12 protein-coding genes are annotated in these 23,820 nt (G+C 65.3%); 6 read left to right on the top strand and 6 right to left on the bottom strand.

The features are described 5' to 3' along the window. The first annotated feature begins 24 nt into the window (after positions 1 to 24). The 3 genes from QQL85_RS10335 (at position 25) to QQL85_RS10325 (ending at position 14,618) form a co-directional block, all read left to right on the top strand. Positions 25 to 1,410: a hypothetical protein gene (locus tag QQL85_RS10335; RefSeq protein ID WP_284353827.1), complete on the top strand. Its 1,386-nt coding sequence runs from the start codon at positions 25 to 27 to the stop codon at positions 1,408 to 1,410. A 41-nt stretch (positions 1,411 to 1,451) separates the two neighbouring features. Further along, complete coding sequence (locus QQL85_RS10330) at positions 1,452 to 13,304, top strand: LysM peptidoglycan-binding domain-containing protein (protein WP_284353828.1); 11,853 nt, start codon at positions 1,452 to 1,454, stop codon at positions 13,302 to 13,304. A 288-nt stretch (positions 13,305 to 13,592) separates the two neighbouring features. Beyond that, complete coding sequence (locus QQL85_RS10325; protein ID WP_284353829.1) at positions 13,593 to 14,618, top strand: AraC family transcriptional regulator; 1,026 nt, start codon at positions 13,593 to 13,595, stop codon at positions 14,616 to 14,618. Positions 14,619 to 14,636: 18 nt separating this feature from the next. Here QQL85_RS10325 and QQL85_RS10320 read toward each other — a convergent pair whose 3' ends face one another. Beyond that, entirely contained in the window at positions 14,637 to 15,608 is a 972-nt protein-coding gene (locus QQL85_RS10320; protein WP_284353830.1) for an AraC family transcriptional regulator, read from the bottom strand. A 209-nt stretch (positions 15,609 to 15,817) separates the two neighbouring features. Here QQL85_RS10320 and antA point away from each other — a divergent pair, with 209 nt between their 5' ends. Genes antA through antC form a run of 3 tightly spaced genes read left to right on the top strand, consistent with a single transcriptional unit; the run spans position 15,818 to position 18,737 of the window. Continuing rightward, entirely contained in the window at positions 15,818 to 17,206 is a 1,389-nt protein-coding gene (gene antA, locus QQL85_RS10315) for an anthranilate 1,2-dioxygenase large subunit (RefSeq protein WP_284353831.1), read from the top strand. After that, complete coding sequence (gene antB, locus QQL85_RS10310; RefSeq protein WP_284353832.1) at positions 17,203 to 17,694, top strand: anthranilate 1,2-dioxygenase small subunit; 492 nt, start codon at positions 17,203 to 17,205, stop codon at positions 17,692 to 17,694. The genes antA and antB overlap by 4 nt, the downstream gene beginning before the upstream one ends. A gap of 11 nt (positions 17,695 to 17,705) precedes the next feature. After that, positions 17,706 to 18,737 (top strand): anthranilate 1,2-dioxygenase electron transfer component AntC, encoded by a 1,032-nt coding sequence (gene antC / locus QQL85_RS10305; protein WP_284353833.1) that lies wholly within the window; start codon positions 17,706 to 17,708, stop codon positions 18,735 to 18,737. Positions 18,738 to 18,909: 172 nt separating this feature from the next. On the opposite strand, the gene QQL85_RS10300 is transcribed toward antC, so the two are convergent. The 5 genes from QQL85_RS10300 to QQL85_RS10280 all read right to left on the bottom strand — a co-directional run bounded on the left by QQL85_RS10300 (position 18,910) and on the right by QQL85_RS10280 (position 23,780). Then, the gene (locus QQL85_RS10300) at positions 18,910 to 19,842 is read right to left on the bottom strand and encodes a SphA family protein (RefSeq protein ID WP_284353834.1); all 933 of its coding nucleotides are present in this window, start codon (positions 19,840 to 19,842) and stop codon (positions 18,910 to 18,912) included. A 36-nt stretch (positions 19,843 to 19,878) separates the two neighbouring features. Then, positions 19,879 to 20,412: a flavin reductase family protein gene (locus QQL85_RS10295; protein ID WP_284353835.1), complete on the bottom strand. Its 534-nt coding sequence runs from the start codon at positions 20,410 to 20,412 to the stop codon at positions 19,879 to 19,881. Between the two features lie 12 nt (positions 20,413 to 20,424). Further along, positions 20,425 to 21,663, bottom strand: a complete 1,239-nt coding sequence (locus tag QQL85_RS10290; protein WP_284353836.1) for a styrene monooxygenase/indole monooxygenase family protein — start codon at positions 21,661 to 21,663, stop codon at positions 20,425 to 20,427. A 77-nt stretch (positions 21,664 to 21,740) separates the two neighbouring features. Then, positions 21,741 to 22,526: an SDR family oxidoreductase gene (locus tag QQL85_RS10285; protein ID WP_284353837.1), complete on the bottom strand. Its 786-nt coding sequence runs from the start codon at positions 22,524 to 22,526 to the stop codon at positions 21,741 to 21,743. A 3-nt stretch (positions 22,527 to 22,529) separates the two neighbouring features. Beyond that, positions 22,530 to 23,780 carry a dienelactone hydrolase family protein gene (locus QQL85_RS10280; RefSeq protein WP_284353838.1) on the bottom strand — a complete coding sequence of 417 codons (1,251 nt, stop codon included), beginning with the start codon at positions 23,778 to 23,780 and terminating at the stop codon, positions 22,530 to 22,532. Positions 23,781 to 23,820 lie beyond the last annotated feature (40 nt).

Raw genomic sequence — 23,820 nt, 5'->3', positions numbered from 1 at the left:
GATCAATGGCACAGGATTTTGCCCATGAGTTACCAACGCCTTTACTTTCTCGATGTTGGCCAAGGGATGAGTACATTCTTCGAGGAGTACGACGCCTCGGGCACGATTGTCGCCAATGCATTGTTCGATCTGGGTTCCAACAAAAACAAGGTCCGGGCAGGGAAGCCTGCCAGGGCATTCCTTGCCAAGCAGATCCTTGCCAATACAGGAGGCGTGACCGGCTCAGGCTATCTGAATGCGGTATTCCTGTCGCACAAGGATAGCGACCATATCAACATGATCCTCGAGTTGCTGGAAGAACTCCCATACATGGAAATCGGCAAGGTGTTCTACAGCGGAAGCTACAACTGGTACATGGACGGGGGCATCAACGTCCTGACCGAACTGGGCAAACGCACCACGAGTTCCGACAAGGATGTGATGGGATTTCCTATCGCATACACGGGATTGAAAGGCCCCACCCAGGCCGACTGGACGCCCTTGTGGGGCACTACTCATGCAGTCGCCTATGTTATCGCGGTCAACACCGTCTCTTCCGGGTCGTCAACGAGCATCGGAAGCTATACCCCGAATGGCGACGTGGCCAACTCCACATCCCTCGGCATCTATCTTCAAGTGTTCAATGTCGGCGCCGTTATCTTTGGCGACGCGACCTATACGACCTTCGAGTTCGTCAACAATCTGTTTCACACTTTCACATTCAAGCTGGACTGCACCTTCGCGTTGCAGGCACCGCACCACGGTAGCCGTAAGACCACGTTTGGCCTGAAAGTCAGCACAGACCCCATAACCCTTCCCCAGGCTCAGGTCGTCAACACATTCGCGTATCTGATGGGCGCTGCGACAGTCGTCGTCAGTGCGGACACGTTGCACAAGCACCCCTCACTGCAGACCATCGATGCCTTCGTTACCTATGCCGACAACACCAACTCATGGTGGTATGACCCGCTGATCCCGCCCTATCACTACACAACGACCTATTTCGATGCAGCCTACAGCCTTACCTTGCCAACTCCATATGGCATCAGCACTTACCAGACCCGCCAGAATTTCTACACCACCCTGTATCACAGCCTCTACGGCACCCCGTGGAACTTCAGCTTCGCGCCCCTCGCTACGGCTACACCCTTAACCGGAGTACCAAGCGAGGGCATGAACTGGTTCTATCAGGTCGACTCAAAGTCCACCCGGTCACCTGACACCATCACTATGACCGGCGTGCCTAGCGGGCGCCTGCCCGAGACCGCCGTCGAGCTTGAACGGCTGTTCGTCGACGCCCGCGCCAGCAGGACCGCAGGACGCCAGGCAGAAAACAGCACGGCCCTCATGCCCCGACCGCCTACAACGAACAGGGCCCGCCCGCCCGCGACGGAACAAAGACAGCTGCGTCAGCTGAAATCCCGCCGCTGAACCCGTTCCTATCTGCCCGTTTTTCGACCCAGAGGTAAACCATGTCTGTCGCCACCGTCTACTCCGCGTTGAATGCCGCGCTTAACAATGGTGTCATCGATCTTTGGAGCGCCTCTGCGCAAGCCGCATTGGCACCCATACGCGGCGTGCTCGGCCTGTTCGGCATTCAGGACAGTTACCTGTTATCGCAGGCGAGCCTGACACAGGGACTGGGCCGTGTGACCCTGACCGGCAGCGGTGTCTTCGGCCAGCCCGGCGACCCACGGGGCATGCGCTTTGCGGTACACGGTCAATTGCTTTACGTCGAGCCCGAGGGCGGCATCGGCACCTTTCAGCTCAGTCTTGGCATCGCTTCCGGTCGCTGGACATTCTCCGACTTCTTCAACCCCAACTGCCTGCCGAGCAGCCAGGGTCAGGAGTCCAGCCTGGGCACAGTCATCTGGACCCCGTCCTTTCTGCACGGGCTTGCCTTGGAATCCGTGGTGTTCAGCGCCGACAGCAGCGCCGACGCTAACCTGACCCTGTCCGGGCGGCTGCCGGCCAATGACCTTTTCGCCTCCACGCTGGCCATGCTAGCACCCTGGCCGCTGAGTCTGAGCGGCACCCTGCAGATGCCCGCGAACTGGACCGCAATCCCAGTCATGGAGCTACTGGCCCGGGCCGCGGGCTCCCCTGTACTTAACATCGGTTCACCAGCCACCACGGGAGATGGCCCCAAAGGCTTGACGTTGTCGAACCTCGGCCTGCAAATGCTGGTGCGCGACGACCTCAACACGAGCGAATGGGGGCGCAGCAGTTTCTCGGTGGTCAACCTGGTCGGCACCGCCAGCCTAGGACAAGGAAACGCCGCGCTGGTCGCCAACGTCTCTACTCCCCTGTTGCTCGTAGGGCATCAATGGCACCTGATCGCGGTGTTCGATCCCGCCCACGCCTCGGTCGTCCGTGGAGTGGCACAGCTGAGCAGCATCTTCGGCGTCCCTGCGCTGCCCTTACCGGACAATTTTCCGCTGCTGGAAACCTTCAAATTCCATGAAGTGGACTTCACGTTCACTTCACCGGACGACCAATCGCCTCCCCAGCTGCAAAGCCTCGCACTGACCATCGCCTCCGAACAACAATGGTCGCCACCGGTACCTTTCGTCACCCTGCATGACATCGGCACCCGTTGGGTCTGGGCCTGGGGGGCGATCCGCGACGACAGCAGTGTGTTCCGCCAGATCGGAACGGTTAGCGGAAGCGTTTTCGGTACCCTACGCTTCGGCGACAACGGCAACACCAGGCAGAAAGTCGATATCGACGTCTCGGTCAGCCTGCCCCAGCTGTACATCGAAGGCCAGATGCGCAGCGGTGACTACATCCCCATTGGCCAGGCATTCAGTTACTTTTTCGGTGCCCCAGGTCCCGCCGTGGGCGGCCTGCAAAGTGCCGTGGTCAGCGAGCTGGGCTTCGCCGCCGACCCGCTGGTGCAGAATTATTCCGCCGAGACCCTGGTGGTCTTCGGTACCCCGGACAACGACGGGCCCAGCGCCGACCAGGGCTGGGACATCAACCTGGTGGTGATCACCCTGCGCCTGGAACAGATCGGGTTCTGGATCAGCGCGCAGAACGGCCGGGTTGGCGGCGGCCTTAACGGCGTGTTCTCATTCTTCCCTGCGGCCGCCGACGACGACTACGAAAGCCCGCGCCTGGTCTTCAGGGCCGACTACCCGGTGCAAGACCCGGACGCCCCCGAGGGCTGGCGCTTCTCCGGCGGCCTCTACCAAGGCACGAGCATCAGCCTCAGCGACCTGGTCGCACAGTTCCTCGGCCTGGGCAAGGCCCCCGCCTCGGTGCCCCAACTGACCGTGGACCGCCTCGACGTGGCCTTCTCCACCGGCGACAGATCCTATGAGCTGGGCGGCACCATTTCCATGCGCTGGACCCCGACCCTGTTCGGCACCGCGCTGAAGATTTCGGCGGCGGCCAGCATCGATATCGCCCGGGAAGGCGACGCCCCGGCGGACACACCCGCCTCGGGACGCCTGAGCGGCGAGTTCTCGATCAACCGCATCGGTATCGAAGTGGGCATGGACGTGGGTGTGGATGAACCGACCTACCTGCTCAAGGTGTACGTCGACACGATCTGGGTGCAGGCCATCACCGCCTGGCGCGGCGAAAAAGACAGCACCACCAACCCGCGCCATCAGGTGATCGCGGTACAACTGGGCGGCACCACCCTGGGCGACATGCTCGAATACCTGGTCAACCTCGCCGCGCCTACCCTGGGCTTCACGCTCGACTCGCCATGGGACGTGCTCAAGCGTATCGAGCTGTCGAGCTTCGTCTTTACCCTCGACCCGACCAACAACGTGGTCGAGTTCGTCTACAAGGCCACGGTCGACCTGGGCTTCGGCAGCCTCTCGGCGATCGGCGTGCGCTACACCCGCGGCGGCGCCGGCAAGGTGGAGCTGGTCCTCGAAGGCTCGCTGCTGGGCAAGGCCTATACCGGCGACAATGCCCTGGCCTGGGACGTGGTCAACGACCCGCCGCCCGCCGTGCCGGGCACCGGTTCGTCGCTGGTGGAGCTGCGCTACCTCGGCATCGGCCAGCGCATCCGCCTGCAGAACCCGGTGGACACCGTGGCCGGCAACCTCGCGCTGCTCAAACAGTTCATGCAGCCGGTGGAGAACCCGAGCAACCTGCCCACCACCAGCGGCAGCGGCATCGCCTTCTCCGCCGACAGCCAATGGCTGATCGGCCTGGATATCGGCCTGATGGCCAACACCGTGGACCTCGGTTTCCTGTTCAACGACCCGATCCTCTATGGCCTGTCGGTGGGTCTCAATGGCGAGAAGGCCGGCAGCCTCGCCGGGCTGCGCTTCGAGATCCTGTACAAGAAGATTTCCGATGACGTCGGCATGTTCCGCGTCGAACTGCGCCTGCCCGATGCCTTCCGCACCTTCCAACTCGGCATCGCCTCGCTGACCCTGGGCACCGTGGTGATCGAGGTGTACACCAACGGCAACTTCAAGGTGGACCTGGGCTTCCCCTACAACCAGGACTTCAGTCGCTCGTTCTCGGTCCAGGCCTACGTTTTCATCGGCCGCGGCGGGGTGTATTTCGGCCTGCTCGACGGGGTGACTTCGAGCCAGGTGCCGCGCATCAGCAACGGCACCTTTTCACCCGTGCTGGAACTGGGCATCGGCCTGGCGGTGGGGGTGGGCAGAGAGATCCGAGCCGGGATCCTCGGTGGCGGTGCCTATGTCGAGGTGCAGGTGATCTTCCAAGGCGTGCTCGGCTGGTTCAACCCGGCCAGCGCCGGGCTGCCATCGGCCCAGTATTTCCGTGCCCTGGGCATCGCCGCCCTGCACGGCAAGGTGTACGGGTATGTAGACTTCAAGGTGATCAAGGTTTCGGTCAGTCTGGAAGCCTATGCCCAGGTCAGCGCGCTGTTCGAATGCTACCAGCCGACGCAATTCGACCTGAAGGTCTCGGTGCGCGCCGAGGCCAAGGTGAAGATCCTGTTCATCAAGATTTCATTCAGTTTCCATGTATCCCTTGAACTGTCCTTCACCCTCGGTTCGGTGCAGCAGACGCCGTGGATCGTCGCACCGGGCGGCGAACCCAAGGGCTTCCAGGGCAGCCGCCTGCTGGCAGCACCGGGACGGGCCGGGAGCCTGTCCGGCGGCCAGGGCCCGCGCTCCCGACGCAATCGTGCGCAGCGGGTGCAGGTACTCAGCGCCCAGCACCTGCACCAGGTGCTGCTGCGCAAGCGGGCGAGCAACACCCTGGCGTTGCTCGAGGACAGCGACTGGGACTGGGCCCCGAGCCGCAGCCAGTGGCCGGACGGCCAGCCGCGCAGCGCGCTGCTGTACCTGCTGCCGAGCATTTCCATCGGCGAGCTGCCGGTGTCCTGGAGCGGCCCGGCCGTGGCCGACGCAACGCCGAACTACCGCGCCGCGTTCATTCTCTGTGCCAACTCCGGGGTCGACCCGCAGGCGCCCAACGCCCGCGCCGAAGCCCGGCGCTCGGCATCGCACCATGCCCTGGCCACCAGCGCCGATGACACCGCCAGCCTAACCCCGGACCTGTGGGTTCGCACCGTGCTGCTGTACGCGCTATACGCCATTCCCGAGGGGCCGCGCAGCGAAACCGATCCTTTGACCGCCGGCCAGTTGGCCCTGCTCGCCGCCGTGCTCGATGATCCGCAAAGCGCCGACGCAGCCTTTGCCTGGAGCAACCTGGACACCCTGTTCGCCACCAACCTGCACCTGCTGCTGGGCGCCGATCCGGGCGCGGTCACCGAGGTTGGCGGTATGGTCGCGCCGCTGCCGCCGGGCCTGACCCGCAGCGGCACGCCGGGGGGCACGCTGAATTTCGCCGAGGTCAATCCGGTCGGCCCCTGGTACGAATGGGACCTGGCCCAATACATGGGCCAATACCTGCCGGTGGGCGGCGCCAGCGGACCACGTCCGACGGTGGACGATCCGGCCAGCTACGAATCATTCCCGACCTTCATCTTCCGCGACTACTGCCTGATGCTGGCCAAGGCGGCAGTGCAGGAAGCCGGGGACCTGCTGGCCAGCACCCGCGTCAGCGTCGCCGACGCGGGCGGCGGCAAGGGCCAGTCCCTGGCGCAACTGGCGGCGACCTTCGCCAGCGCCACCATCGACTACCCGATACGCTCCGGGGATACCGTCGAAAGCGTGGCCCAGGCCCTCGGTGCCAGCAGCGCCGAGCTGCTGTTCCTCAATCCCGGCCTGCAACGCCAACTGGAAAACGCATCGGTGGGCAGCCGCCTAGCGGTCAACCTCGGCATCGCACCCGAGGTGCTGGCCGTGGACAACGCCAATGAAGCCTTCGCCCTCGGCAGCATCGAGCTGGGCACCCTGCTGCACCAGGCTGCCAGCGGCGAAACCCTCGATGCCATCGCCAGCCTGTTCAATCTGGGCAGCAGCAGCCTGCTGTTCGAAGCCGACGGCGCCGGACTGGGCGAATCTGCCGCACTGCTCGACCCGGCAGCACCCTTCGACCTGCCGGCGCGCACCTGGAGCAAGGGGCCATCCAGCCGATTGCTGGCCGCTGCCACGGCCTATGTGCGCTATCGCCAGCCGCGCCTGCCGCCGGCCGACTGGTACGCCCAGGCGGTGTTCGACGGTAATGCCGAGCTGATCGCCCGACTGACCCGCGACGATCTCACCGTCAACAGCCAGGAACTGCCACCCGGGCAAGTGCTCAAGGTGCCTCAAGGTTTCAATGCCGTGCAACCGACCAGCGACTACACCACCCAGCCCGGGGACACCCTCGACCAGATCGCCGCGACCCTGGCCCTGGTCCAGGTCTATTCCGGGCAGTCGCCACCAGAGGCAGCGGACTGGCAGACCTTCCTCGGCGCCGTGACCAGCCCTGGCGCCGGTACCTACGGGTTGCCGGCCAGCGCCGGCCTGCATACCCGTGTCGGGGAAAGCCTCGACGCCCTGGCGCGGCGCCTGCTGCTGGATGTCAACTGGACCGCCAGCAGCGACCCCGCCGTGGGCACCTGGCAATACGCCTGGGCGAATATTCTGACCTGGGCCGGCCCGGCCGCCTTCCTGGCACCATTGGCCCTGGTGCCGGTGCCGAACGCCGTGGCCAAGGCCACTGACGGCGAGCCCCTGAGCTTCACCCTGCTGGCTAACACCTACGGCCTGGACATCGCCGAAGCCGCCACGCGCCTGGAAAACCTGACCGGCCTGTACGCCATCGATACCGTGCTGACCGTCACCCAGGTGCCGGTGATCACCGTCGACCAGTTACTCGCGCAACTGCTCGGCGGCGCCGCACTGCCGCGTATCGTCAACCAGGGCTCGCGCTCGCTGATGGCCGGCTTGCGCGCACCAAAACCGGTGAGCGACACCCAGGGCCATGCGGTCGCCGACGCACAGCAACCGACCCCGCTTTACGACCTCACCGGCCAGCAATTCGACCTGGCGGTGGACACCGCGCCGGACAAGGCCGACGCGCCCGCCCTGGCGTTGACCCTTACCGCCCAGGCCAGCTGGATCAGCCTGGTGGGCAGCACCGTCTCGGCGGCGAATTCGACGTCGAACAGCCGCTTCCTCGCCCGCAGCGATATTCCCGCTGGCATGGCCGTGCCCACCGACGTGGTGCAGAGCCTCGACTACCGCTACAGCAATGCGCAGATCATTGCCATGGGCCCGGCCACCCGCCTCGCCCTGCCAGTGGTCAAGGCCCCGGCGGCCATGGCCCTGGCCGGCCTCTCGCCGAAAGCCTACGGCCTGACCCAGCGCATCGAACTGCAAACCCCGGTGGCCCTGCCGATTCCCGGTATGGACGCGCCGCCCGTGGGCGCCCAGCCGACCCTCTGGCCGCTGCCAGCGGACCTGCGCGCCAAGGCCCTTGCCGGTTCCAGCGTGGCCTACGACTTGCTGACCACCGCCGAGGGAGCCAGTGCCGGTCGCGATGCCGTCGCCGTGGAAAACACCACCTGGGCCTGCCGCATTTCGGTGGCGATCAAGCAGGTCAACGACGCCCTCACCCTGTTCGCCCTGCAAGGCGTGGACGAGGCCGAGCGCCCCACTTTGCTGGCCCTGCGCGCCTGGCTGGCGGCTGGCGAAGGCAGCGGCACGGTGGTCAAGGTCCTTGCCCGCCCGGCACCGGATGCCGGCAATTGCGCGGGGCTCAGCGTGCTCGACAGCGCGCCGGCGCAGACCTGGCTGATCCAGGCCAACCTGTCCACAGAAAGCGTGCCACGCTCACCCAACGTCCTGCTCGGCCGGGTCAACAGCCTGGCCCGGGACGGCGACCCGGCCCCGGCCGCCTCCCTCGACGAGCTGGAGCGCTTCGTCACCCTGCTCTGGGAAGGCAGCGTGGTCGGTGGTACCGGCTACACCCTCGGCCTGGACAAGGGCCTGCCGGCCAGTGCGGTGGATGCCAACGGCGTGGCCAGCATCGACCTGCTGGTGATCGCCGGCACCCAGCAAGGTGCCGCACCGCAAGGCCGCAGCCTGCTGCCGTTCAATACCTGCGCCCTGGTGGCGCCGGGGCTGGATGCGACCATCGGCACCCTCTATGCCGAAGACCACAACGAAGAGGACATGATTCTCCAGGCTTTGGTGCCGGCCGGCAGCGTCGGCTTCAACCTGACCCTGGAAGCGCCGCCGGAAGCGGCCGAAAGTACCGCCGAACTGCAGGCCCGCCGGCTGTTCAGCCTGCTCGGCACGCAGATCCCCGCACGCCAGGATTCACCCTTCTCCATGGCCGCCTCAGGCATGCCGGCGCCACCCACCCCGGTGGAGAGGGATGCGCCGCCCGCGTGGAAGCGCCAGCGGCTGGTGCGGCGTGGCGTGCTGCGCGACCAGCGCCTGGCCGAGGACGCCGATCCGTACTGGCTGTACGAACAGGTCCTGCCGCTGTACCGCTTCGCCACGCCGTCGCCGCTGCCGCGTGTGCCCGGTTTGCCGACGCCGGACGAAGACCCGTATCGCGGCTTTGGTTGGGCCAGCAGCCTGCCGTCGGCCGACGTCGAGCTGCACTTCCAGGACATCCTCGGCAACCCGACCGGCGCCAACCCTGCCGGCCAGGGTCAGGTCAGCCTGCCCAGCGGCTATACCGACCCACTGCTGGGCGTGGGCGACTGGCCGGCAGTGGTCAGCGCCTGGGCGGTCAGTGCCGATGCCGGCAAGGTGACCCTCGGCATCAGCCTGGAGGCGCGCCCGGCCACGGTGATGCCGTCGCCAAGCCAGCCCGGTGATGCTGCTGCGCAAACCGCCGATCGCCAGGCCGAAGCCTATGCCAAGGCCTACTACCAGCTCGGCCAGCCGCTGAGCGCAACGGTGGAAACCAGCCTCGATACCAGCGCCGCCCATGGCATCGAGCAGGCACCGCTGTGGCGCTTCGCCGCCGCATCCCAGGCTTTCAGCGCCAGTGCCGCGCAACTGGGTGCCGCCCGTGCGCCGGCCAATGCCACCTTGGCGACCTTGGCCGCGGACTACAGCCTGCGCTACACGGAAATGGCCTTGGCCAACGCGCAGGTACCCATGCAGGCGCTGTTCGGGGTTGGCGCCCGGCTCAAGGTCCCGGCCTACGCCCTGTTCGCCGAGAACGACACGGCACAGAGCATCACCGCCCTCACCCGCCCCGACGGCTGGCCGAGCGTCAGTGCCGAAGCCCTGTTGGCTGCCCCGGAGAACGGCGATCTGCCGTTGCGCAGCGGCACGGTACTCCAGGTCTCGCCAGCGCTGACCCGCAATACCGGCGACGGCAGCGCCAACCTGGCAACCCTGGCCAATGCCCTCGGTACCCTGCCGGGACTGCTGGCCGGGGATAACGCCAGCCTGACCATCCTCACCCCGGGCATCACCTTCTCGGTGGCGGTGTCCGAGGCCGAGCGGGTATCGGTCACAGTGACCGAAGCCAGTGTGCCTATGCCGATCCGCTCGTTGGAGCAGGTCTGTACTGCCTTCGCCGCCCTCGGTGTGAACATCGGGGTCATCGACTTGGGCCAGAGCCATCAGGCCCTGCCGGCGATCTTCCAGGCCAACCAGCTGATTTCCAGCACGGTCTGGGTAGCGGGCAGCGACGACAGCCTGGCGCACAACGGCAGCGGCCTGGACCAGGCCGCCCTGGCGGCGCTGAACACCCATTCGGTCAATCTGTTCGAGATGGGTGCCCTGCTTTATCTGGGCGATTTCAACGATGGCGCCGGAATCACTGCCGATGGCGCACAGACCCTGCACCAGTTCGCCGATGCCCACGCCTGCCCGGCGGAACTGCTGCTGGGCGCCAACCCGAGCCTTGCCGTGCCCAGCGACGGCGCCTTCGCCCTGCCGGGCAGGGTCAGCTGGCCCGGCGACGCGGCGCAGGTACGGGTGCCCTACTCGATCCAGAGCGGCGACAGCCTCGACACCATCGCGCCACGCTTCGCCGAAACCACCCAGGCGCTGGCCACGGCCAACCTGGAGATGCCGTGCGTGGTGGCCGGTGGCGTAACCCTGGACATCAGCGTCGACGGCCAATCCTGCAGCCTGACCACCGCCGCCAACGGGCAGAGCCTGGCCGCGACCTTGACCCAGTTGCAAGCACAGGCACCGGCAGCGACCCTGACGGACCTGCTCACCGGCATCGGCGCCGCCCCCCAGGCGCTGAGTACCGGCGCCCTGCTGATCTGCGCCGCAGCGCAATTCAACAGCCCCACCGCGCCGTCGGCGATTGCCGGGCTGCTCGGGGTCAGCGCCGGGGCCTTCGCCCTGGCCAACGTCGGTACGCCGAACCTGATCGCCAGCGGTATCACCCTAGCGGCGCCACACGGCCAGACCCGGGTGATAACCCAGGCCAATGACTGCTTGAACAGCCTGATCGTGCGCTTCGCCGAGGCCGGGGTGCAGGTCAATGCCCAGGACATCGTCGACACCCCGGCTAACGCTGACAAAGCCCTGTTCGCTGCGGGTGCACCGGCGCTGGTGCCACCGGCCGGATTGCGCATCAGCCTGCCGATCGGTGCCAGCGGGCCTTATCCGGGCCCGGCCTTCCCGCTCAATGTGAGCCTGACCCTGAGCCGCCCGGCGGCACTGATCAACCCGGACTTTGCTGCCGACAACCAGGGTGGCGTGTCCCGCTGCAGCAGCCCGATCCCGGCGCCACAGGCACCGGCAGCCGAGGACCAGGGAGGCGGGCTGGCCTTCAATGCCTTTATCAGCGCCATGCGTGCAGCCCTGCCCGACCTGCGCATCGCCACCGGCCGCGCCCTGGAGGACAGCCGCGACCTGTGGGCAGTGAACTTCGGCGCTGCGGGTATCCGTTCCCTGAACATCGCCGGGGCCACAACCGTGCCCGGCGCACCAGGGCCACAACCGCGCTTCTTCGCCCTGACCCCGCTGTACAAGTGCCTGGTCAGCCGCCAGGGCGTCGGCCTGCAGGCGCTCAAGCCGGACGGGACGCTGTCCCAGGCCAGCAGCCAGCATGACTTCCAGGGCATCGACGTGGAACCCTGGGCCGGGCGCTTCCTCTCGGACATGGACCGTATCCTCGGTACGGCCAACGTCGCCGCACTGTACCGCACCCCGGATACCCGCCAGACCCTCGCCGACCTGGTGACGGTCAAGCGCCAGCTGGCCGGGGCCATTCCCGAGGGGCTGGAGCCGGTCCTGGAGATCAACGACCCGGATGCCGTCGCCGGCCAGGCCGCTGCCGCCACCACCCTGCAACAGCAACTGGGCATCAGCCTGTCCCGGGCCTGGAGCGCTTCGACCCTGGTGCAACTGAACCGCCAGGTTACCTCGGCCTGGCAGGCGCCAGGCACGACCTTGCTGCCCGCAGACATGTACGGCGGTATCGAAGTCACCCGCGGCGGCGAGGACCGCTCTTGGAACATGAGCGCCGGTAAGTGCTGGCTGACCGACTTCTCGCCCTTCATCACCCTGCTCCTGACCGAATCCGACCCGGCCAGCCACCGCTCGGTCACCGCCAGCATGGCCTTCGGCATCACCGACCTGGAGCGCAATATCACCAGCGCCGGCCTGCCCGATGGCTACGCTGCCTCGCAGTGGCTGACCTTCGTTCCGCCACTGGGTGGCAGCAACCTGCCCTCAGCCTTGAGCGTCGACCTGGGCGAGGTCTCGGTGCCAATCCCGCTGCGGGACTTCCCGGCGCTGCCCGTCATCATCGACCAGCGCGCCAGCACCACCGCACTGAACGCCGAACGGCGCCAGAGCCTGCGCAGCCGCCGTGCCCTGAGTACAATGCGCGCGGACAGCGAGGTGAGCATGAACAACCTTGCGCTGTGGGATCACCGCTTCACCTACTCCCACGAACACGCCGAGCAGGACGAAGTCAGCCTGACCCTGAGCTACAACCTGCGCCCCGACCAGATGCTGCGCATGGCGGCCAACGAGGTGGATCTGTTCGTCCAGTTGGCGCGCTACATCGCCGTGGCCGACACCCTCTGGGAGATCCTCGGTGACCTGCCAGACAGTGGCGCCTTGACGCCGGTACAGAGCAACGCAGCGAACACCCTGCGCGACCTGGCCAGTGCCGTGGCCAGTAGCTGGAATGTGCGCCTGGGCGACAGTGCGCCGCAGGCTCGGCTACAAGCGCCGGTCACTGATGCGTTCGTCTTCCAGGCGCGGGTCACCGACCGCGATGGCCCGCAAGCCAGCCGCGAAGTGGCCAGCCTGGGCCTGACGGCACTGAGCGCGGGCGTTGGCCCGGACGGGCAATGGCCGCAGGTCTGGGCGCTGACGTCGGCAGGATTGAGGGTGGAGCTGGAACGGGCAAGTGTCTCGGCTGCCGAGTCGCGCTACCAGGTGCCTGCCGATGTCCATGTTCCGGCCTCGTGGCCGACCTTCAGCCTGATCTTCACCCGGCTCAATGTCGCCCGCTGGCAGAATGCGACGGGGTCGATCCTGGTCCAGCGCAACCAGAAGCTGCTCGGGGCGAACGGACCTGCGACCAACCCGGCCTTCGTGTTCCAGACCGACCGGGTCGAAGCGGCCAGCGTCGCCACCCCGCTCAACACCTGGGACCAGCGGGTACCGCTGGCGACCGCGCCGACCACGGTCAGCGCAGCCCTGCAGGCGGCCTTCGACAACCTGTTCGGCAGTGCCGCACAGGATGGCGGGCTGAGCATCACCGCCGGGGTAGCCTATGCCTATGAACTGGCCACCGATCCGCTGGATCCGCGCCATGGTCTGGTAGGGGAAACGCCGGTGTTCCTGTATCCCAACCAGGTCCTCGATGGGAGTACCGCAGGCAACCTGCAAACGGCGGTCGACACCTGGCGTGAGCAGGCCAACCCACAGCGCGAGGGCGGTGAATGGGTGTTCTCGCTGACCCTGTATTCGGCGCTGGAAGAGGATCGACGGCCGTTGTTGGTGATCGGGAACCTGTATTTGCCGATGGTGCTGGAGGGGCGTTGAGGGTGGCGGCCCTGGCCTCATCCATGTGCCGCTTCGGCGCTGTTGCCCAGCAGTTCATTACCCTGTAGCTGCCGCCTGAACCGCCCTGCAGTTTGGCAGGCAGCTGCGCCACGCGCCGGGCGGGTTGGTCTGCTCCTTGCTACACAACTGGCAAGCCGACGGTGATCGGTACCCACAATCACACTGCCGCTTTGGCGTTATCCGAATACTGCAACCACCCTCCGGTAACCGCAGAACGCTCGGGCCAAAACAGTGCAGCCATGATTGCCTGTGTAACGAGAGGTGACAATGATCATCAACGATACAAGCCTTGCAAGCGGTGAATGCTTCAATGAGTTGCAACTGTTCACCGAACAGAACCAGTTGTTCCTGCATGACGACCTCGACAGCGTGCGCAGCAGTGTCGGGCAGGTTTTCAAACCCCATGAGCTGTCTGCCGTACATGCCGGCGAGACGGTCGCGGCAAGCATGCACCATGTAGTGCGTGGCGGCCTGTCGCTGGGGCGGTTGGAATACGCGACGGAGGTCGATATCGACCCCGGCCGGCTGGAGGATTTCTACCTTATCCAGATCCCCATCCACGGCGGCGCAACCATCCGCTGCGAAGGCCTGGCGTTCGAATCCTCTCCCCGGGTGGCCTCTCTGCTGTCGCCCAGCCTGCCAGCGCGCATGCGTTGGCAAGGCGGTGCACCGCAACTGACCCTGCGCATCGAACAGGCCGATATGGCTTACCACTGCCGCCAGCATATCCCCCAGGCTAGCCAGCGCCTGCCTAGCTTCGATCCACGCCTGGACTTCTCGCGCCCAGGTGCGGCCTATTTCCTGCAACTGCTCAATACCCTGGTCAACGCCATTGGCAGCCCGGAACACCCATTGCACCAACCGCTGGTACTCAAGCAGTTCGAGTCGGCGCTGCTCAATTCACTGCTGTATGGCCAGCCCCACAGTGCGCTGGACAACCTCGACCGCCCGGCAGAAAGCAACATCTCGCCCTATTTCATCAAACGCACCGAAGCCTTTATCCGCGAACACTTGCACGAGCCGCTGAGCGTCGAGTCGCTGGCCGAACAGGCGGGCGTCAGCGTGCGTACCCTGTTCGCGGGCTTTCGCACCTTCCGCAATACCAGCCCGATGGCTTACCTGCGCGAGCTGCGCCTGGAACAGGTGCACGAGGAACTGGCCCGCAGCGAGCACGTTTCAGTGACCGATGTGGCGTTCAAGTGGGGGTTCGCCCACTTGGGGCGGTTCGCCCAGGAGTACAAGCGGCGCTATGGGGAACTGCCCTCGGCGACCCGCCGGTTTCGGGCCTCCTGAGCGGATGGCGCGGTTGCCTCAGCGCAACCGCGCCAGGGTGGCGGAAGGCGACTCGCCGAACGCTTTGCGGTAATCGCTGGCAAAGCGCCCCAGGTGGCTGAAGCCCCACTCCAACGCCACGTTGGACACACTGGCCGAGGCACTGCAATTCAACAGCGCACTGCGCGCCGCCGTCAGCCGATGATGCTTGAGATAGGCCATCGGCGTCAGCCCATGGTGGCGGCGAAAAGCTTCGTAGAGCTTCACCCGCGACACCCCCGCAACCTGCTCCAGGTCCTCCAGACGCAAGGCTTCACGCGCATGCTCGTGAAGAAACTGACGGGCACGCACCAGGTATTGCGGAACATGCTCCTGCCCGCCCTGTGCCAGCGCCGCCGAATAGTTGCTCGGCTGGGCCAGCAGCAGGCCACGAATCAGCAGGCTTTCCATGTCCCGGGCCAGCCGTGGTTGGCCGTAGAGCGCACTCATCTGCGGCCAGTGTTCCAGCACCTGGCGAATGCTCAACCACCAGGCTGCCACCGCCGTGCACCCGGTATCCATTTCGGCACGAAAACGGATTGGCTCGGCCAGCGGCCGCTGCAACAAGGCTTCGGCCACTTCCTCCAGCGCCTGCCGGCGGATCACTACCTGGAGTTTTTCGCAGTCCCCCCCCAGTTCCAGCGAATGCGCTTCATGGGGGGACACCACCAGGCCACACGCCGCGTCGGATCGCACCTGGGCCCGCCCACTGCGCAGGCGCTGCCGGCCGCGCAGTGGCAGGCTGATGCTGTAGGCGTCGAGGGAGCGGATATCGATGCTCACCTCCGTGCCGTAGGCGATGCACCCAAGCACCGTGCCCAACGCCGGCAGACGCGTGCCCAGGTGGCTGAAGCTCAGTTGCTCCGGGTGCCGGGAGCGCAGCTGGTGCGGGCCGCAGATCTCGCTCATCCATTGCTGGGCCAGGCCCAGTTCGGCACAACGGTTGTGCAGCGTGGCAGTGACGCTGTGCATGGGTATCTCCCGTCAAGGAATGCTCTGGCGTGATTGTCCAGCCTGGTGCGACCTCGCCACTATCCATTTTGTGCAGCTATTTGCAAGCGGCTCATCCACGCACTGCAACACTAGAAAAAATGGCTGATCAACGCCCATTTAGTGGCTAGAGCCAACCCGCTGCCAGCGCTTCAATCCTGCACACAATCCCAACAATGAGGACACGCCCGATGAGCGCCCGCAGCCTGACCCAATGGCAAACCTACGTCCAGGGTTGCCTGGACTTTCGCCCCGTCGAGGGGGTTTACCGTATCGCCCGCGATATCTTCACCGAGCCGGAACTGTTCGACCTGGAGATGGAGCTGATCTTCGAGAAGCAGTGGATCTACGCCTGCCACGAAAGTGAAATCGCCAACCCCAACGACTTCATCACCCTGCGCGCTGGCCGCCAGCCGATGATCATCACCCGTGACGGCAATGGCGAACTGCATGCGCTGATCAACGCCTGCCAGCACCGTGGCGCCACCCTGACCCGCCAGGGTGCGGGCAACCAGTCAACCTTCACCTGCCCGTTCCACGCCTGGTGCTACAAGAGCGATGGCCGGCTGGTCAAGGTCAAGGCCCCCGGCGAGTACCCGGAAGGTTTCGACAAGGCCACACGCGGCCTGCGCAAGGCGCGTATCCAGAGCTACAAGGGTTTCGTCTTCATCAGCCTCGACAGCCAGGCCAGCGAATCGCTGGAAGACTTCCTTGGCGATGCGCGGATCTTCTTCGACATGATGGTCGCCCAGTCGCCCACCGGCGAACTCGAAGTGCTGCCCGGCAAGTCCACCTACACCTACGACGGCAACTGGAAGCTGCAGAACGAGAACGGCCTGGACGGCTATCATGTGTCCACCGTGCACTACAACTATGTGTCCACGGTGCAGCACCGCCAGCAGGTCAACGCAGAAAAAGGGGGCACCGGCAGCACCCTGGACTACAGCAAGCTCGGCGCCGGCGATGCCGAGACCGACGATGGCTGGTTCACGTTCCACAACGGCCACAGCCTGCTGTTCAGCGACATGCCCAACCCCGCCGTGCGCCCCGGCTACGCCAGCGTCATGCCGCGGTTGGTCGAAGAATACGGGCAGACCCGCGCCGAATGGATGATGCACCGCCTGCGCAACCTGAACATTTACCCGAGCCTGTTCTTCATGGACCAGATCAGCTCCCAGCTGCGCATCGTCCGCCCGGTGGCGTGGAACAAGACCGAGGTCATCAGCCAATGCATCGGGGTCAAAGGCGAGTCCGCTGCCGATCGGCGCAACCGTATCCGACAGTTCGAGGATTTCTTCAATGTCTCGGGCATGGGCACGCCGGACGATCTGGTGGAGTTCCGTGAACAGCAGCGTGGCTTCCAGGCCCGCCTGGAACGCTGGAGCGACATCTCGCGCGGGCATCACCGCTGGGCTGACGGCGCCACGCCCAACAGCGAGGCGCTGGGCATCCGCCCGGTGCTGACTGGCCGCGAATTCACCCACGAAGGGCTCTACGTCAACCAGCACGGCACCTGGCAGCGCCTGCTGCTGGAAGGGCTGGCGCGCCGTGCCCTGCAACTCAAGGAAGTCCAGGCATGAACATCACCCTGCACTACGCCATCGAACAATTCCTGATCCACAAGGCCGAGCTCTGCGACGCCCAGGACTGGGACGCCTACCTGGAGCTGTTCGATGCGGACAGCGAATTCCACCTGCCGCAGTGGATCAGCGAGCACCGCTATGTGGAAGACCCGGACCAGGGCCTTTCGTACATCTACTACGCCGACCGCTCCGGCCTGGAAGACCGGGTGTTCCGCCTGCGCACCGGCAAGTCTGCAGCCTCCACGCCTTTGCCGCGCACGCTGCACCAGGTCAGCAACCTGCGGCTGCGCGCACTGGGTGACAGCGAGTTCGAAGCACGCGTGGCCTGGCACACCCTGTACGCCCGCCAGGGCCAGCAGAGCAGTTTCTTCGGTCACTGCACCTACCGCCTGCGAAAGGCCGGCGATAGTTTCCGCATTCGCCGCAAGCATGTGCTGCTGCTCAACGACACCATCGACTCCGTGCTCGACTTCTACCACCTCTGAGGGCCACCGCCATGACCCACAACGTTGCCCTCAGCTTCGCCGACGGCAAGACCTTCTTCATTGCCGTCAAGCCGGGTGAACTGCTGCTTGATGCCGCATTGCGCCAAGGTATCAGCCTGCCGCTGGACTGCCGTGAAGGCGTCTGCGGCACCTGCCAGGGCCGCTGCGAGGCCGGCCGCTACGAGCAGGACTACGTCGATGACGAAGCCCTGAGCGCCCGCGACCTGGCCCAACGCAAAATGCTCGCCTGCCAGACCCGGGTGCAGTCCGATGCCACCTTCTACTTCGACCACGACTCCAGCCATTGCCATGCTGGCGAACCGCTCCTGCTGCGCAGCCAAGTGACCAACGTGGAGCTGGTTTCGGCCAGCACCGCCATTCTCCACCTGGATGCCGGCGAGCAGCCAGGTACCCTGCACTTTCTGCCCGGCCAGTACGCCCGCCTGCAAGTGCCCGGCACCGACCAATGGCGCGCCTATTCCTTCGCCAACCGGCCAAACCCTGGCAACCAGTTGCAGTTCCTGATCCGCTTGTTGCCAGACGGTGTGATGAGCACCTTCCTGCGCGAGCACTGCACGCCCGGCATGCAGATGCTGCTGGAGGCGCCGCTGGGCAGCTTCTACCTGCGCCAGGTGGAACGGCCGTTGGTGATGGTAGCGGGCGGCACTGGCCTGTCGGCGTTCCTTGGCATGCTCGACGATATCGCCGAGCGCGGCGATTGCGGCCATCCGATCCAGCTGTTCTACGGTGTGAGCCAGGAAGCCGACCTGTGCGAAACCGCGCGCCTGGAGGCCCTGCGCGAGCGTATCCCCGGCTTCGAGTTCACCCAGGTGGTCAGCCAGCCCGGCGCCGGCTGGAACGGGCGGCGCGGTTATATCCACGAGCATTTCGACCGTGAACGCCTGACCGCCATGCCGTTCGACATGTACCTGTGCGGCCCGCCACCCATGGTCGAAGCCGTGAAGGTCTGGGTCGCCGAGCAGGCGCCGGCCGGGGTACAGGTTTATGCCGAGAAGTTCCTGCAAAGCGCCAGCCGACGCTGACAGCTGAAGTAACAGCATTACATAGGTGTAACCATCATGAGCCTGGGCATTTCCTGGAATGCCTGGGCTTAATTCATTCTGGGACACGCCCTGCCGTGCCAAGCACGCCTTAAAAAAAAGGCCTGCCACAAGGGCAGGCCAACGTCTCATCAAGGCGCACACGCCGCTTCAATCAGAAGTGGTGGATGTAACGCACCTGCAGCCTCGAACCGTCCGGGCGGTTTTCCACGTCCTGCTCGAAGTAGGCGTTGAATACCAGGTGATCGTCCTTGGAAAAGCTGTACATCCCGCCCGGCCCGATGGCCCAGACCTTTTCTCGGCGCCCGGACACGTCATGGCCATCAACCCGGGTGTCACTGATCTGCTTGAGCCAGTAGCCGTTGATGCCCAGCCGCAGTTGCGGGGTAACTGCATACTCAGTGGCGAAGTTGGCGTGCAACGCCTGGCCAGCCTGGATATCGCCGGCATCGCCAAAGCCGTAGCCAGGGTCGTGGTTCTTGAAGTTGTACAGGTAGTGCGCACGCACCGACGCGGTCCAGTCGGGGGTGAACCAGTAAGTCGCCGCCCAATAGGGGTTGAAAGACACCGCGTTGTTGCCAGGGTTGATGTCCTTCTTGTCGCTGTACTCGCCGGTGGGCAGGTTGACCTGCAGCTCGATGCGGTGGACAAAGCGTGGGCCGTCCGGCCCCATGATCGGGTCGAACTGGATGAACGGCCCGATCAGCCAGTCGCCGACCCCGCCCTGGTCCTTCAGGGCTGCATTGTTCAAGCCATCGTCGACCTTCATCCGGGTAACAAGGGGCAACACCGTGTTCAGGCCCAGGCTGGCGTTACCAAGGCGCAGCTCGGACAGGTAGCTGACCTGGGTCACCGCCACCTGATAGTCCAGTTGGGTCTTGGGCAAACCCAGCTTGTCGCCGTTCTTGTCCACCAGCCGGTTCGCGCTGTAGTTCTGGAAGTACTGTTGCAGGTACCAGCCAGGCCCCGCCGGCAGGCCGCCGTCGAGAAAGCTGGTAAGGCCCAGGTTGACCACCGGCAGGTCATACGCCTGGGCCGCACCACTGCCCAGCGCAAGGGCGCAGGCCAGGTAACGGATGTTGTTCATGCAAGGCTCCACATGTTGTTTTTAGTGGCAGGAGACTCAACGGCCGAGTTCGGGATGCGCGACGGCAACCCGGTACTGCCCGGCATGGAAGACCAGCGGTTCTCCGCCGCTGTATCGGTAGTGCTCGATTTCACCGAGGAAGATCAGGTGATCACCGCCCTCGTACTGGGTCAGGTTGCGGCACACCAGGGTGGCGATGGCACCGTCGAGCAGCGGCACGCCGGCGGTCGCCTCGGCATGCTCGATGCCGGCGAACTTGTCCGCTGCCGGCCGCGCAAAATGCCCGGACAAGCCGTGTTGGTCGCTGCCCAGCACGTTGATGGCGAAGTGGCTGGCGGCCAGGAAGTCGCTCACACTCGGTGCCGTGCGCGCCAGGCTCCAAAGCACCAGCGGCGGCTCCAGCGACACCGAGGAAAACGAGTTGGCGGTCATCCCCACCTTGCGCCCGTCGCTACCCCGGGTAGTGACCACCGTGACCCCGGTGGCGAACTGCCCGAGCAGGTTGCGCAGGGCTCGTGGCTCGCTGCCGTCGGCGGCGATCAGGTCGTAAGGCAAATGCATTGCGTTCATGCTCATGGTTCCTCAGGCAGCTTGCTGGCACAGCTTGTCAACGAAGGCCTGGCAGGCCTGGGCATCGAACCACCAGGGGGCGAATTGCCGCGGATCGTCGAAATTGTTGGCGATGACCGAAGCCAGCGCCTGGGACTTGCCGGCAGCGCCAAGCAACTGCAACAGGTGCGCGGGGGGCGGTAGCAGCATGCTGTTGGTCCAGCCGACCACATGCTGGGCGTAGTCCCAGTAACGCTCGAAGGTCTGCACCATCCATTGCGGGGTGAAGGCCTGGTCGCCATGGGCGACGATGGCGTCGAGGTAGACCTTGCTGCACTTGGCGGCGTTGTTGGAGCCCTGGCCGGTGATCGGGTCGTTGACTACCAAGGCATCCGCCATGCCGAACACCGGCAAGCCTGACGGCAGTTGCAGCACCGGCTTGCGCACCATCGGTGTGAAGCGCCCGGCCAGCACGCCACCGGCATCGGTCAGCTCGACATTGCGGCAGCGCTCGGCCTCCCAAGGCACATAACGGCGGATAATCTCCAGGCTGCGTTGCAAATGCTGCTCAGGGCCTTGCACATCCTGCCAGCAGTCCATCGGGCCGCCAGGAACGCCTTCAAACACCATGATTTCGCACGGTCCGTTCAAGGTCAGCGCCGGGAACACGAAGTACTCGCCCACGCCCGGAATCAGGTTGAAAGCCACCCGCGAATAGGGCGACATCGGCGTCATGCCCTTCACATAGGTCAGCGCCAGGGCCCGCTGTGGCTGGCTGAAGCGGGTGCGCTCAGCATCCTTGGGGAACAGGTTGACGATCTCGCCCTTCCCTGCCGCCAGCAGCACCAGGTCGTGGCTGACCGCCAGCGCTTCCAGCGCTTCGACGCCAACGTCCTGGATGGTCAACTCGCCGCCACGGCGGACGAACTCATCCATCCACGCAGGCATCTTCAGGCGCTGATCCACGGCCTGGGCGTAGCGCTCAAGCCGCGCACTCCAGTCGATCAGCTTGCTGCCCGGCTGTTCGGGGTGTGGCACGCAGAGGCCGATGCCTTCCACGGCGGGGCACTGCTCTTCCCAGAAATTGAGGCCCAAGTCCCGTTCGGTTTGCAAGGCGGTGTTGAACATGCATTGGCTGGACATCACCTTGCCGGTGCGTATCTGTTCAGCGGTGCGGTTGGTGGTGATGCTCACCTGGTAGCCCTGGGCAAGCAGCCCGAGCCCCAGTTGCAGGCCGGCCTGGCCGGCCCCGACGATGGCGATACGACGCATGGAGTGTCTCCTGTTGTTCGATTGCTGTGTGAAATGCAGCGCGCTCGGCACGCGCTGGAATAACGCTTTCGCCAGCCTTATTCGGCCAGCCGTGGAATGGCTGGGACGTTGCGTTCCGGCCCCATCACCGAGTAGCCACCGTCCACCGCATAGTCGGCACCGGTGACGAAACTGGCCGCTGGCGAGCAGAGAAACGCCACCACCTGGGCCACCTCGGCCGGGTCACCCAGCCGCCCCAGCAGGTGATAGTCGGCGGCCACCCGGTCGGCCTTGTCGCGGTCACCGCCACTCACCTCGGCGATGACCCGCGACCAGGTCCAGCCCGGCGACACCGAGTTGACCCGGATGCCGTCGGTGGCCAGGTCCATGGCCATGCAGCGGGTCAATTGCTTGATGGCCGCCTTGGACACCGGGTACAACCAACGCCCGGTTTGCGCACAGCCGGCGGAAATCGAGGTGAAGTTGACCACCACCCCGCCACTGGCCTTGAGTTCGTCGTGCAGTGCGCGCACCAGCTGCACCGCTGAAACCAGGTTGATATCCAGGGCGCGTAGCCACTCGGCTCGGTCGGAAGCGAAGCCCTGGTCGAGGTAGCTACAGGCCAGGTTGATCACCATGTCCACCCGCCCCCAACGCTGCTTCACCGTACCGACCGCCTGCCCGATGGCGACGTCGTCGGTCAGGTCCAGCGCCACGAACATGCCCGCCTCAGCGAAGCCCGACGCCACGTCGGCACCTTTGTGGTCGATGTCCAGCAGCGCCACCCGCGCCCCCGCAGCTACCAGCGTCTCAGCCACTGCAGCCCCGATCAGGGTCGCACCGCCACTGATCACCGCTACCTTCCCCGCCAGATTCACATGCATGGCTCACCCCTCGATCGGCAGGTTGGCGCTGCTGGGCCAACGCGGCATCAGGGTGTTGGATGGCAGCGTCTCGTCCAGCAGTTTGTGCGCGGTTTGCACACCCGCCACCGGCAAGCCGGTGGGGTCGAGCAAGCCGACCTGCACCAGCACGCTGGCCTGGTCCCAGTAGATATGTTCGTGGTAGAGCTTGGGCCCACGGAACTTGACCACACCGAGCATCGGAATCTCGACAAAGCGCCCAGTAGGCGCCACGCCCGGCAGCATCCAGTCGATCTCCTGGTCGTGGGTGAAGCTCATGACGAATTCGTCGACGATCTGCGACGCACCCACGGTGCGCGAGATCGGCGTCAGTGCCATGTCCTTCGGGTTGCCATGCACGAAGTGGTAACGGTAGAAACGCGCCAGCTCGCGATAGCCAACCCCGCCGGTCATGGTCGGGATATGGTTGACGTAAGGCTGCGGGACCATGGTGGCCATGGTCGCCGGCACATCACGGGTATCGAACTCATGACGAACATGCTCGTCCCACAACGCCGACAGGTTGTAGTCCGGGCCGATGGTACGGCGCAGCGCGGCGATACTGCGTTCATGGGCGAGCAAGGCCGAGGGCTTGTGGTAGTGATCGCTTGCGGGGCGGGCGAAAGCATGGTCTACGCCAGGATAGACATAGGCCTCGGTGCCAGGCTTCTGATGCAGTGCACTGATGATCGCTTCGCGGGCATCGGCCTGGCAGAACGAGTCCCGTTCGGCAAAGTGCAGCACCAGGCGGCCTGTCAGGCCTTCCAGTTCATGCAACGCCTTCTCGATGCCGACGCCGTAGTAACCCACGGCGCAGGCCACTTCGGGCAATCGACACGCCGCCAGGTAGGCCAGCTTGCCGCCGAGGCAATAGCCGACCACGCCCAGGCCATCTGCACTGCAGGCCTCCATGCTGCGCAGGTGTCGCAGGCTGGCGGCGATATCGCGCACACCAAGTGCCTCGTCGAACGCCTGGTACAGGGCGAAGGCGCGCTGGAAGTCGGCTTCGGTATAAGCCAGGTCTACCCCTGGCTCCTGACGCCAGTACAGGTCTGGCACCAGCACCGTATAACCCTCCTGCGCCAGGTGATCGGCCACCTCGCGCATGGCCGCGTTGACGCCGAAAATCTCCTGGCACAGCACCACGCCCGGGCCACGGCCATCGATCGAAGTGGCCAGGTAAGCCTGGAAGTGCTCGCCGGAATCGGCAGCGAGGGTGATGTATTGGCCCTTCATTGTCATGTCTCCATTCGCTGGGGGATGGAGACATCTTCAG

It is taken from the genome of Pseudomonas putida, assembly GCF_030159595.1.
GTDB lineage: Bacteria > Pseudomonadota > Gammaproteobacteria > Pseudomonadales > Pseudomonadaceae > Aquipseudomonas > Aquipseudomonas putida_AC.
The sequence above is the reverse complement of the archived record's forward strand: the minus strand, read 5'-3'. Positions and strand labels throughout refer to the sequence as shown.